Origin of the sequence: Pseudomonas sp. HS6-2 (assembly GCF_049325675.2) — a bacterium.
Lineage (GTDB): Bacteria > Pseudomonadota > Gammaproteobacteria > Pseudomonadales > Pseudomonadaceae > Aquipseudomonas > Aquipseudomonas putida_N.
Genome location: NZ_CM143906.1, coordinates 5155141 through 5167259 on the forward strand (window position 1 = coordinate 5155141; position 12119 = coordinate 5167259).

Sequence of the window (12119 nt, forward strand, 5' to 3'; positions counted from 1 at the left end):
CTTGCTGCAGGGGGTAAGGCTGGCTTACATCATGCCGCCCATGCCGCCCATGCCGCCCATGTCAGGCATGCCAGCAGCTGGCTTGTCTTCCGGCAGGTCGGCAACCATGGCTTCGGTGGTGATCATCAGACCACCGATCGAAGCTGCAGCTTGCAGAGCCGAACGGGTGACCTTGGCTGGGTCGAGGATACCCATTTCGATCATGTCGCCGTATTCGCCGGTAGCAGCGTTGTAGCCGTAGTTGCCCGAACCTTGCTTGACCTTGTCAGCAACAACGCTTGGCTCGTCGCCGGCGTTGGCAGTGATCTGGCGCAGCGGAGCTTCTACAGCGCGACGCAGCAGGGCGATACCGACGTTCTGGTCTTCGTTGTCGCCTTTGAGGTCAACAATGGCAGCCAGGGCACGAACCAGGGCAACACCACCGCCAGGCACCACGCCTTCTTCGACGGCAGCACGGGTAGCGTGCAGGGCGTCTTCAACGCGAGCTTTCTTCTCTTTCATTTCAACTTCGGTGCCAGCACCGACCTTGATCACGGCAACACCGCCAGCCAGTTTGGCCAGACGCTCTTGCAGCTTCTCACGGTCGTAGTCCGAAGAGGTTTCTTCGATCTGGGCACGGATCTGCTTGACGCGTGCTTCGATGTCGGCGTCAACGCCAGCACCGTCGATGATGGTGGTGTTTTCTTTGGACAGGATGACGCGCTTGGCGTTACCCAGGTGCTCCAGGGTGGTGGTTTCCAGGGTCAGGCCGATTTCTTCGGAGATGACCTGGCCGCCGGTCAGGACAGCGATGTCCTGCAGCATGGCCTTGCGGCGGTCGCCGAAGCCTGGTGCCTTGACTGCAGCAACCTTGACGATGCCGCGCATGTTGTTGACCACCAGGGTCGCCAGCGCTTCGCCTTCGACGTCTTCGGCAACGATCAGCAGTGGACGGCCGGCCTTGGCAACGGCTTCCAGAACTGGCAGCAGCTCACGGATGTTGGAGATCTTCTTGTCGACCAGCAGCAGCAGCGGGCCTTCCAGCTCGGCAACCATGGTGTCCGGCTTGTTGATGAAGTACGGCGACAGGTAGCCGCGGTCGAACTGCATGCCTTCTACGACGGACAGTTCGTTTTCCAGGCCCGAGCCTTCTTCAACGGTGATCACGCCTTCTTTACCGACTTTTTCCATGGCTTCGGCGATGATTTCACCGATGGAGTTGTCGGAGTTGGCGGAGATGGTGCCTACCTGGGCGATGGCCTTGGAGTCGGCGCATGGCTTGGACAGGTTCTTCAGCTCGGCGACAACGGCGGCGGTGGCCTTGTCGATGCCGCGCTTCAGGTCCATCGGGTTCATGCCGGCAGCGACGGCTTTCAGGCCTTCGTTGACGATGGCCTGAGCCAGAACGGTAGCGGTGGTGGTGCCGTCACCGGCAGCGTCGTTGGCCTTGGAAGCGACTTCCTTGACCAGCTGGGCGCCCATGTTTTCGAAGGCGTCTTTCAGCTCGATTTCTTTGGCGACGGAAACGCCGTCCTTGGTGATGGTCGGAGCGCCGAAGCTCTTGGCCAGCACTACGTTACGGCCTTTCGGGCCGAGGGTCGCTTTTACCGCGTCAGCCAGAACGTTGACACCAACAAGCATTTTCTTACGAGCGGAATCGCCGAATTTTACGTCTTTAGCAGCCATGATCGTTTAATCCTTGTAAATCTTTGGAGTAACGGGAAGTCGGGGGTGAAATCAGCCTTCGATAACGGCGAGGATTTCGTTCTCGGCCATGACCAGCAGGTCTTCGCCATCGACTTTCACGGTGTTGCTGCCCGAGTAAGGGCCGAAAACCACTTTGTCACCGACCTTGACGGCCAGCGCACGTACTTCGCCGTTTTCCAGGACGCGACCGGTGCCAACAGCAACAACTTCGCCGCGGTTTGGTTTTTCAGCGGCCGAACCCGGCAGGACGATACCGCCAGCGGTTTTCGATTCTTCTTCGCTGCGACGGATGACTACGCGGTCATGCAGAGGACGAAGCTTCATTGTCGATCTCTCCCAAATTGTGGTTTTCATCGGCCGGTATCGACACCGGCGGGTTTATGCGGTCCGGCGTTGCCGGGGGTGGCCCGCAAAGGGCGAACCACCTGTGTCATGACTGGTGTTGCCACCAGAAACCTTGCGGTGACCACATACATGAGGCCGCCATATCCAATTACAAGGTTTGATATGCAAAATTTTTCAGCCGGTTGAAAAAGACCAGGGCCGCTTGTGCGGCCCCGGGGGTTGCAGGTCTGATTATTTGTCGCGGCGCTCGTACTCGCCTTCGATCACGTTCGGGCGATGGCCGCCATCACGCGGCTGCGGCTGGAACGGGTCGTCCTGGAACGCGCGCTGGCGCATGGCCTGGGCTTCGGCGCGCTCGCGCATCTTGCGGGCCGCCAGGTGGCGGGTGAAGGGCAGCAGGCACAGCAGGCCCAGCACGTCGCTGATGAAACCTGGCAGCAGCAACAAGCCACCGCCCACGGCCAGCATCAGGCCCTGAAACATGTCCTCGGCGGGCAGTTCGCCACGCTGCAGGCTTTCACGGGCACGCAGGGCAGTGGCGAGGCCCGCCACACGCACCACCAGCACCCCCAGGGCGGAGCCGGCGATGATCAGCAGCAGCGCCGGAAAGAAACCGATGGCCCCGGCGACCTTGACGAAGACGAACAGCTCCAGCACCGGGAACAACAGAAACAGCAATAGAAAAGCACGCATCAAAGCATTCCTCGTCGGAAGAGACCCTTCCTGTTAGACCTACAGTTGGATGCGTTCACTCGGGATTTCAAGCCTCGACTTCAGTCGCAGTCGGCCACTGGTCGGCGCGTGCCAGCAAAACCAGGGCTTCGCGGACTTGTGTCGGCGTGTTGCAAGGCGCGGGAAACGCTAACCAGTAAATACCCTGGCCGATACGCAGGTGCATGCCTTCGCTGTCGATGCCGACCATCTGCGCCGGTACGTTGCGCGGCAGGTCGCTCAGCTCGGCGTAATGGGCGATGGCATTGGCATGGTCGCTGTTCATGTGCTCGATCATGCCCGCCTCGGCCTTGCCCGCGAACGGATTGGCCAGGGTCACCTGATCGAGCCAGTGGATCGCACCGAAGCCACCGATATAGCGATGGCGCACCGGCTGCAGGCCCCAGAAGTCGAAGTCATGGGCCTTGTGGTAGTTGGCCGCATCGGGGAAATAGCGGTAGTAGCGCTCGGCCGCCGCCTCGATGGCGGCCTCATCGACCAGCTTGTGCGCTTCGGCCATCACCGTCAGGCGGCCCACAGCCTGCACGTCCTCGGCCTCACGCTCACCCACCAGCAGCGAGCACTTGGGGTCTTTGAGCAGATTGTGGGTGTGCTGTGCGATACGGCTGATCAGGATCAGCGGATTGCCCTCGGCATCCAGGCAGTAAGGCACCACCGAACCGAACGGGAAGCCCGGCATGGACTTGGAATGGGTCGAGAGCACGCCGCGGTATTCCTTGAGCAGCAGTTCCCGGGCGGGGCGGATGGCGTTGGTACTCACTTGGGGGCGGCTCCTGGCGGCGGACTGGATAGGTGACAAGATAAGCATTATCACATCCAGTGCCAATGGTGCTGCTGCGCCGCCATATGATCTACCAGGTCACACCGAAACCGGCGGTGTAACGGGTCTTGTCCAGGTCGCTATCCCGCGTCCCGGTAATGATGTCCTTCTCCGCCTTGAGGTTGAGCGAGGCCCATTCGGTGACCTTGTAGCGCAGCCCCACTTCGGCATCCAGCGAGTAATCGGCGACACCGCCCAGCGGCTTGGCAAATTCGCCATTGGTGAACAGTTGAACGTTCTTGCCGATCAGGTAGCGGGTGTAGTCCCACTTCACCGCCGCCGAATAGAAGTTGTCCTTGGCACCATCCTGGTATTCGAAATCGGTGCGGTTGATCAGCGAACCCAGCGAGAACGCGCCCAGTTCGTCATCCCAGAACTGGTAACCCGGGCCGGTACCGACCGTGCGCTGCCGGGCCAGTTCCTCGATGCGGTCGCGCTTGTACTCCATGCGCCCCTGCCAGAACCACTTCTCGGTGATGAAGCGGTCGAGCGCGTACTCGGCGCTCCAGTTGTCGGTGGTGGTGACGTCGTCCTTGGATTCGCGGTTGTATTCGCCTTCGGCATTGTGCCGCCAGCGGCCATGGCGGGCGGTGGTCTTGAAGCCGATGTCGTAGTCGTCGCTGTCAGTCTCGGCGCGCTTGTAGTCCAAGGCCACGTCGACGTTGCCCTTCCAGATGAAGTCCTCGACCAGCGGTTTGGGCTTCATGATCTGCTGGACACTGGCCAGCTCGACCGTCTTCGGCGCATCGCCGTTGGCCAGGGTCACCTTGCCCGGCTCGGCGGCCTTGAGTGACTTGGCCTTCTCGCCGCTGTAGGCGTCCTGCTTGACCAGCAGTTCCTGGTCGCTTTCCAGGGTCTGGACCTGTTTCCAGTCCAGCGAGATCGCGCCACCATACGGCGTTTCCAGCACCAGCTTGCCACCGTCGAATACACGAATCTTGCCGCTGAGCCGGTCCCCGTTCTTCATCCACACGGTATCGGCGAACGCCGGGGCGGCGCACAGCGAAGCGGTCAACAGGCAAAGCAAGGATCTAGAATACATAAGCGCGCTACAGGTTCGATTTGACGAAAAAAGCCGGGCATTATCCAGATACCGACGACCAGAGCAAGGACAGACCCAGGAGTATGCCGTTGAGTTCAACTCTCATTTGCCGTGACCACTCGTCCGGTTTCATCCCAGGCCTGGGCTGCTCTGATGTCTGAGTCATATGTGCACGTCGCGGAATCACCAGAGGCCCGACGAACGGCGCTGTTTACCGTGCTGGGACAAGTGCCACCGGGCAAAGTCGTGACCTATGGCCAGCTTGCCGAGCTGGCTGGACTGGGTCGCGCGGCGCGCTGGGTTGGTCGAGTGCTCGGCCAGCTGCCAGCGGACAGCCGCCTGCCATGGCACAGAGTGGTCGGTGCGGGTGGCCGCTTGAGCCTTGGAGCAAGCACGCCCTCTGGCGACGAACAGCGGGCACGCCTAAGGGCAGAAGGTGTTGAAGTGTCTAATAATCGTGTGGGAATAGCGCGCCATGGCTGGCGCCCGATGGATCACAGCGGTTAGAGTGCGCGCTTTGTTTTCGCAAATTTGAGGCAGATGTTGGCCCATGCCCCGTAAAACCTGGCGCGCTGCGCTTGCTGCATATGCCAGCCCGTCAACCTTGGTACTTTTGCTGCTGGGCTTTGCCGCCGGCCTGCCCTACATGCTGGTGTTCTCGACCCTGTCGGTATGGCTGCGCGAAGCGGGCGTGGCCCGTGAAACCATTGGCTACGCCAGCCTGATCGGCCTGGCCTATGCCTTCAAATGGGTCTGGTCACCCCTGCTCGACCAGTGGCGCCTGCCGTTGCTTGGCGGCCTGGGGCGACGCCGTTCGTGGCTGTTGCTCTCGCAAGCGCTGGTAGTGATCGGCCTGGTCGGTATGAGCTTGTGCGACCCGCAGCAACACCTTTCCTGGCTGATCGCCCTGGCGGTGCTGGTGGCCTTTGCCTCGGCCACCCAGGACATCGCCGTCGATGCCTATCGCCTCGAGATTGCCGACGACCAGCGCCAGGCAGCCCTCGCCGCCAGCTACATGGCCGGTTACCGGGTCGCCGCCCTGCTCGCGACCGCAGGCGCACTGTTCTTCGCCGAGTGGTTCGGTTCCACCGGCTTCAGCTACCTGCACAAGGCCTGGGCTGGCACCTACGTGCTGTTCGGCGTGATGATGCTGCCGGCGCTGTTCACCACCCTGGTGATGCGTGAGCCACCGGTACCCCTGCGCACTCAGCTGTCGGCCGCTCGCTATGGCCTGATGCATCAGATGGCCTCGGTGTTCGTGCTGATCATCCTGCTGGTGTCGGTACCGGCCAGCTTCACCCAGATGTTCAACACTGGCTGGTCGAGCGTCATTTCCGGCGATGCGACACCACTCGACCTGCTGCTCGAAGACCGCGCCTTCCTGCGCCTGATCCTCTACGTGCTGCTGACCTGGGCTTGCCTTTCGGGCATGGGCCGCCGTGGCCTGGCCCCGGTGCTTACACCGGTGCACGACTTCATCGCTCGCTACCGCTGGCAGGCGCTGCTGCTGCTAGGGCTGATCGCCACCTATCGCATGTCGGACACGGTCATGGGCGTGATGGCCAACGTGTTCTACATCGACATGGGTTTCACCAAGGACCAGATCGCCAGCGTCAGCAAGGTCTTCGGCCTGATCATGACCCTGGTCGGTGCCGGCGTCGGCGGATTGCTGATCGTGCGGTTCGGCATCCTGCCGATCCTGTTCATCGGCGGCGCGGCCTCGGCGGCCACTAACATCCTGTTCCTGATGCTGGCCGACATGGGGCCGAACCTGGAAATGCTGGTGGTGACCATTTCGCTGGACAACTTCAGCTCGGGCCTGGCCACTTCGGCGTTCGTCGCCTATCTGTCGAGCCTGACCAACCTGAAGTTCTCGGCCACCCAGTATGCGCTGCTCAGCTCGATCATGCTGTTGCTGCCGCGCCTGATCGGCGGCTATTCAGGGGTGATGGTGGAGAAGTACGGGTATCACGATTTCTTCCTGATCACTGCACTGTTGGGTGTGCCCACACTGATCCTGATCGCGCTGCACTGGCGCCAGGAAGTGAGCCGGGGAAAGCAGGTGCCGGTGGATAACCCGGCGGCCGAGCAGCCCTGATAGCTCTCTAAGGCCTGTACAAGCCCGCTCCTACAGTAATGAACTGCGCCCCTGATGTTGGACAAAAAATCCAACCTCAGGGGCGTTTTACGTGAGCAAGCACACCAAGCAGTTCAAACTTTCAGCCATCCATGCCTTTCTGCAGCGAGGCATTGGCTATCGCACCATCGCATCTGAGTTGCAGATGGATCCCTCCTTGCTTCGGCGCTGGGTCGCGAGCTATCGCATCCATGGCGAGGCTAGCCTCTGCGGACAAACACGGACTTTCAGCCCTGAGTTCAAGCTTTCGGTGCTTGAGCGGATGTGGCGCGACAAGCTATCGCTGCGCCAGACGGCAGCCGTTTTCAATATGAGCCACTCCAGCCAGATAGGCATATGGGAATCGCAGTACTACAGTGGCGGCATCAAAGCCCTGACAGCAAAGAGCAAAGGTCCGCGCAGTCTCATGCCTAAACCACCTGTTCCACCCGCCAACACCCCACCTGTAGCCGATGAAGATCTCTCGCACGCCGAGTTGCTGGCCAAGCTGCGCCATGCCGAGATGGAGATCGCCTATCTAAAAAAGTTAAAAGAGCTGCGCGAGGAGAAGGCGAGGCAGAAGAAGGCCGAGAAGAAAAAGTCCTGATCATCTCGGCCTTGCGTAACCGATTCCCCCTCAACAACCTGCTCAAGTTGGCTGGGCTGGCGCGCAGTACGTACTACTACCAACTCAAGGTGATGGCTGCAGGTGACAAGCTGGCCCCGTTAAAGGCTCATATCTGTGAGACCCAGGGGCGGCATAAGGGGCGCTATGGCTATCGACGCATGACTGCAGCGCTGCGCAACATTGGCCAAATAGTAAACAGTAAAGTTGTGCGCCGGCTGATGGGTGAACTCGACCTCAAATGCACGGTGCGCGTGAAAAAGTACAAGTCCTATCGCGGTCAGCCCGGACGCATTGCGCCCAACACAATGGAGCGCGATTTCACGGCAGCAGAGCCCAACGAGAAATGGGTAACAGACGTGACCGAGTTCAAGGTGGCGGGTGAGAAACTGTACCTATCGCCGATATTGGACCTGTTTAGCGGGGAGATCGTGGCGCATCAGATCGATACTTCGCCGCACTATCCTCTGGTCGGCCAGATGCTGGAGCAGGCGCTTGCGAAGCTACCGGAAGGAGCCAAGCCGATGCTGCATTCCGACCAGGGCTGGCAGTATCAATACTACGCCTACCGGAATCGACTCGAAGAAAAGGGGCTGGAGCAGAGCATGTCGCGCAAAGGCAACTGCCTGGACAATGCACGAATGGAGAGTTTTTTCGGCACACTGAAGATAGAGATGTACCATGGTCAGCGCTTCGCCAGCATCGCAGAGCTGAGGGCGGCAATCGATGAATACATCAACTACTACAACCATGATCGAATCAAGATGGGGCTGGGCGGCCTGACTCCCGTGGCATACAGGAGTCAGGCTGCAGCAGCCTAATCACAGACTGTCCAACAAATGGGGCGCAGTTCAGTAAACGAGTTTGCCTGTAGGAGCGGGCTTGTCCCGCGAAGAGGCAAGTGCAGGCAAAATGGTTATTGAGCGACAGCCCCTTCCCCAGGCTGCCCACCCACTACAAACCACAAAGGCCACAGCGCCAAGGCACCTGCCACACCCGCCGCCAGGGCAAAGTGCAACAGGCTCGCCCCCGCCCCGATCATCGCCAATACCGCACCACCCAGCCCCAGCAAGGCAATGGTGATCATCCCCAGCATCGCCGATACCAACCCCTTGCTCTGCTCGCTGGCGAACAGCGTCATGCGGTACAGCACCGCATTGGCCACGCCCAGCCCCAACGCGTACAGCGACATGCCGGCGACCACACTGGTTACCGTCGGCCACACCCAAGTCGCCAGCACCATCAGGCACAGGCCGGCCAGGTACGGCCCCAGCGCGCCGCGCACAAGGGCCGGCAGCGGGTAACGGTCGGCGATCCGGTTGATGATCAGGTTACCCAGGATCAGCCCGCCGAACACCGGCAACTGCCAAAGCGCATATTCCATCGTGCTCAGCCCCTCATCGTGAATCAGCAGCACTGGCGAAAGGCCGATCCAGCCAATCAGCGGCAGGCCCACCAGGCCCAACGCGGCACTGCCGGCGACGAATTTGCGGTTGGCCAGCAGCTGGCCGTAACCGGCAAGCAGAGGCAACAGGTGGATTGGGGTGAACGGCAGGCGTGAGCCATCACGACGCTCCACACCGAGGGTTTCCGGCATTAGCCGATGCAGCAGCAGCCAGCACAGCACTGCTCCGATGGCGAAGGCCACGAACAGCCAGCGCCAGTCCAGCCACTGCAGCATGAGGGTCCCGACCAGCGGCCCGAGCAACGGCGACAGCAAGGCGATATTGGCCAGCAACGCCATCATGCGCACCGCGTCCGCTTCGCTGAACGACTCGTTCAGCGCTGGGTAGCTGACCGTCACCACGAAGCCCAGGCCGATGCCCTGCAGCAGGCGCAGCAGGTTGAACAGGCCAATGTCTTGCACCCAGTAGGTGGCCAGGCAGGCAACGCCGAAGAACGCGCAGCCGGCCAGCAGAAGCGGGCGGCGACCATAGCGGTCAGCCAGCGGGCCGATCAGCCATTGCAGCACCACGCCACCAAGCAGGTACAGGTTGAGCGCGTGGGGAATGTACTCGGGGCTGGCGTTCAGCTGCTCGACCACCACCGGCATGGCCGGCATCACGGCGTCGCTGGCCAGGTAGGTGAGCAGCTCGAACAGGGCCAGGGTCAGGCCGAACAGCAGGGCCCGAAGAGGCGTGATGTAGAGCAGTGGTTTCATGATGGCGTATCGGGTGCAGGCAGGAGGGGACAGGTTATATGCCAGAAATGGCGGGGGATTGCTGTGAACAAGTGTAAGGGGGGCTGAAAAGACTGGGGCCGCTTTCGCGGCCCCAGTCTGGCATCACTGCGCTGCAGTTTCCTGCACCACGCGGATCACCCGCTGCGGGAACGGAATGTCGATCCCTTCGGCCTTCAACCGGTCACGGGCATGCTCGTTGAGCATGAACATCACGTCCCAGTAATCGGAGGTCTTGGTCCACAGGCGCAGCGAAACGGTGATCGAGCTGTCGCCCAGGGTCGAGACGACCGCCTGCGGAGCAGGGTCCGCCAGCACGCGTGGGTCCTGCGCCAGCTCCAGCAGCACCTGGCGGGCCTTCTGCAGGTCGGCCTCATAGTCCACGCCCACATCGAACACCACCTTGCGCGTCGGCTGGCGGTTGGTATTGGTAATGATGCCGTTGGACAGGGCACCGTTGGGCATGATCACCGTCTTGTTGTCACCGGTACGCAGCACAGTATGGAAGATCTGGATGCTGTCGACGGTACCCGCCACACCCTGCGCTTCGATCCAGTCACCGATGCGGAACGGGCGGAACATCAGGATCAGCACACCACCCGCGAAGTTCGCCAGGCTGCCCTGCAAGGCCAGGCCGATGGCCAGGCCGGCAGCACCGATGGCGGCGACGAACGAAGTGGTCTCGATGCCGATCATCGACGCCACGCTGACGAACAGCAGCACTTTCAGCACAATGTTCGACAAGGTGCTGATGAACCCTTGCAGCGCCAGGTCGGCGTTACGCAACCCAACCAGTTTGCCCAGGCGGGCGCTGACCTTGTTGATGATCCACCAACCGACAGCCAGGGTCAGCAGTGCCAGCAGAAAGCGGCTGCCGTATTCCATGATCAAGGGGACCCAGGTCTGCGATTGGCGGACCAGCTGATCGACTTCAGCGTTCAAATCCATGTATTCATCTCCTGATGCCGAGCGGCACGTACACAGTAAAGCAGGCCGCGGGTCTAACAGCGGCCATGGCCCCCATGGACATCATTACGCCATCGAGGTTCCGCACAACCCGGCGATCAGTCGCGGAAGTTGTTGAACTGGATCGGCATGTCGAATTCCTTGGTGCGCAGCAGGGCAATGGCCTCCTGCAGGTCGTCGCGCTTCTTGCCGGTGACACGCACCTGCTCGCCCTGGATGGCGGCCTGGACCTTGAGCTTGCCGTCCTTGATGGTGGCGACGATCTTCTTGGCCAGGTCCTTGTCGATGCCTTCGCGGAACTTGGCTTCCTGTTTCTTTTCCTTGCCCGAGGCGTACGGGTCCTTGGTTTCCAGGCACTTGACGTCGATCTTGCGCTTGACCAGCGCCAGGCGCAGGATTTCCATCATGGCTTCGAGCTGGAACTCTTCCTCGGCGGTCAGCACCACGGTCTGTTCCTTGTCCTTGAACTCGAAGCTGCCCTTGCCCTTGAGGTCATAGCGGCGCTCGAGGTCCTTGATGGCGTTGTCGACCGCGTTCTGCACTTCGTGCTTGTCCAGTTCCGATACCACGTCGAACGAAGGCATGGGTAATCTCCATAAAATAAACGCGCGCTCAGTCTGAACATGGAGCGCGTCGGTGTTAGCGGGTTAAAATGCGGGCTCATTATAACGGGTTGCGAAACGCAGATGAGCAGCACCTGGCATATTCTCGGCGCCGGTAGCCTCGGCAGCCTCTGGGCCTGCCGCCTGGCACGCGCCGGCAAGGCGGTACGCCTGATCCTGCGTGATGCGCAGCGCCTGCAGGCCTACCAGCGGGCCGGTGGCCTGACCTTGGTCGAACAGGATCAAACCCGCCTCTACGCGATCCCGGCCGAAACGGCCGAGTCCGGTGGGCCCATCCATCGCCTGCTGGTGGCCTGCAAGGCCTACGATGCCGCCCCCGCCATCGCCCGCCTGGCGCCGCGCCTGGCTGAAGGCGCAGAAATCGTGCTGTTGCAGAACGGCCTGGGCAGCCAGGACGAAGTCGCCGATCAGGCCCCCCTTGCCCGCTGCATCTTCGCCTCCAGCACCGAAGGCGCTTTCCGCGAGGACGACTGGCAGGTGCGCTTCGCCGGCCATGGTTTCAACTGGCTGGGAGACCCGGCCAACCCCACCACCCCAGAATGGTTCGATGACCTGAACGACGCCGGCATCCCAGGCGAATGGACGGTCGACATCCTTACCCGCCTGTGGCGCAAGCTGGCACTCAATTGCGCCATCAACCCGCTGACCGTGCTGCATGACTGCCAGAACGGCGGTTTACTTGGGCATCTCGGCGAGGTCGAGGCACTGACTACGGAACTGGCCGAATTGCTGCGCCGTTGCGGCCAGCCGGAAGCGGCAACCGATCTGAATGAAGAAGTGCAGCGGGTGATCCTGGCCACCGCAGCCAACTACTCTTCCATGTACCAGGACGTGCGCGCTGGCCGGCGTACCGAAGTGCACTACCTGCTGGGCCACGCCTGCCGGGCAGCCGAACGCCACGACCTGGAGCTGCCACGGCTGGAACACCTGCACCAGCGCCTGGTCGATAACCTGCGAGCGCGTGGTTTGCCCAGCGCCTGACGTC

Annotated in this window: 12 protein-coding genes; 4 read left to right on the forward strand and 8 right to left on the reverse strand. The window is 61.4% G+C overall.

All coding sequences use genetic code 11. The features are described 5' to 3' along the window. Nucleotides 1-24 precede the first annotated feature (24 nt). The 5 genes from groL to ACOKS3_RS24085 form a co-directional block, all read right to left on the reverse strand. A complete protein-coding gene (groL, locus tag ACOKS3_RS24065; RefSeq protein WP_079226656.1) occupies nucleotides 25-1665 on the reverse strand; it encodes a chaperonin GroEL in 1641 nt (546 codons plus the stop codon). Between the two features lie 51 nt (nucleotides 1666-1716). Beyond that, nucleotides 1717-2010, reverse strand: coding sequence for a co-chaperone GroES (locus tag ACOKS3_RS24070; RefSeq protein WP_009684394.1), 294 nt, complete (start codon nucleotides 2008-2010; stop codon nucleotides 1717-1719). Nucleotides 2011-2262: 252 nt separating this feature from the next. Then, entirely contained in the window at nucleotides 2263-2724 is a 462-nt protein-coding gene (locus tag ACOKS3_RS24075; RefSeq protein ID WP_103449258.1) for an FxsA family protein, read from the reverse strand. A 67-nt stretch (nucleotides 2725-2791) separates the two neighbouring features. Next, complete coding sequence (locus ACOKS3_RS24080) at nucleotides 2792-3523, reverse strand: HugZ family pyridoxamine 5'-phosphate oxidase (protein ID WP_422764189.1); 732 nt, start codon at nucleotides 3521-3523, stop codon at nucleotides 2792-2794. A 91-nt stretch (nucleotides 3524-3614) separates the two neighbouring features. Next, nucleotides 3615-4625, reverse strand: coding sequence for a DUF481 domain-containing protein (locus ACOKS3_RS24085; RefSeq protein WP_103449254.1), 1011 nt, complete (start codon nucleotides 4623-4625; stop codon nucleotides 3615-3617). Nucleotides 4626-4778: 153 nt separating this feature from the next. Here ACOKS3_RS24085 and ACOKS3_RS24090 point away from each other — a divergent pair, with 153 nt between their 5' ends. The 3 genes from ACOKS3_RS24090 (at nucleotide 4779) to ACOKS3_RS24100 (ending at nucleotide 8187) form a co-directional block, all read left to right on the forward strand. After that, complete coding sequence (locus ACOKS3_RS24090; protein ID WP_103449880.1) at nucleotides 4779-5132, forward strand: MGMT family protein; 354 nt, start codon at nucleotides 4779-4781, stop codon at nucleotides 5130-5132. A gap of 43 nt (nucleotides 5133-5175) precedes the next feature. Further along, the gene (locus ACOKS3_RS24095) at nucleotides 5176-6723 is read left to right on the forward strand and encodes an AmpG family muropeptide MFS transporter (protein ID WP_103449252.1); all 1548 of its coding nucleotides are present in this window, start codon (nucleotides 5176-5178) and stop codon (nucleotides 6721-6723) included. Nucleotides 6724-6814: 91 nt separating this feature from the next. After that, nucleotides 6815-8187 (forward strand): IS3 family transposase gene (locus tag ACOKS3_RS24100; RefSeq protein ID WP_422764683.1). Its coding sequence is split into 2 segments (ribosomal slippage): nucleotides 6815-7288 and nucleotides 7291-8187, totalling 1371 coding nucleotides; the frame shifts between segments, so codons are not numbered across the junction. A 95-nt stretch (nucleotides 8188-8282) separates the two neighbouring features. Here ACOKS3_RS24100 and ACOKS3_RS24105 read toward each other — a convergent pair. From ACOKS3_RS24105 to ACOKS3_RS24115, 3 genes are all read right to left on the reverse strand, one after another. Beyond that, entirely contained in the window at nucleotides 8283-9527 is a 1245-nt protein-coding gene (locus ACOKS3_RS24105) for an MFS transporter (protein WP_103449251.1), read from the reverse strand. Nucleotides 9528-9650: 123 nt separating this feature from the next. Beyond that, nucleotides 9651-10493, reverse strand: coding sequence for a mechanosensitive ion channel family protein (locus tag ACOKS3_RS24110; protein WP_103449249.1), 843 nt, complete (start codon nucleotides 10491-10493; stop codon nucleotides 9651-9653). A gap of 116 nt (nucleotides 10494-10609) precedes the next feature. Continuing rightward, a complete protein-coding gene (locus ACOKS3_RS24115) occupies nucleotides 10610-11095 on the reverse strand; it encodes a YajQ family cyclic di-GMP-binding protein (RefSeq protein ID WP_103449247.1) in 486 nt (161 codons plus the stop codon). A gap of 102 nt (nucleotides 11096-11197) precedes the next feature. Between ACOKS3_RS24115 and ACOKS3_RS24120 the strand changes: the two genes are divergently transcribed. Beyond that, nucleotides 11198-12115, forward strand: coding sequence for a putative 2-dehydropantoate 2-reductase (locus tag ACOKS3_RS24120; protein WP_103449245.1), 918 nt, complete (start codon nucleotides 11198-11200; stop codon nucleotides 12113-12115). The last annotated feature ends 4 nt before the right edge of the window (nucleotides 12116-12119 follow it).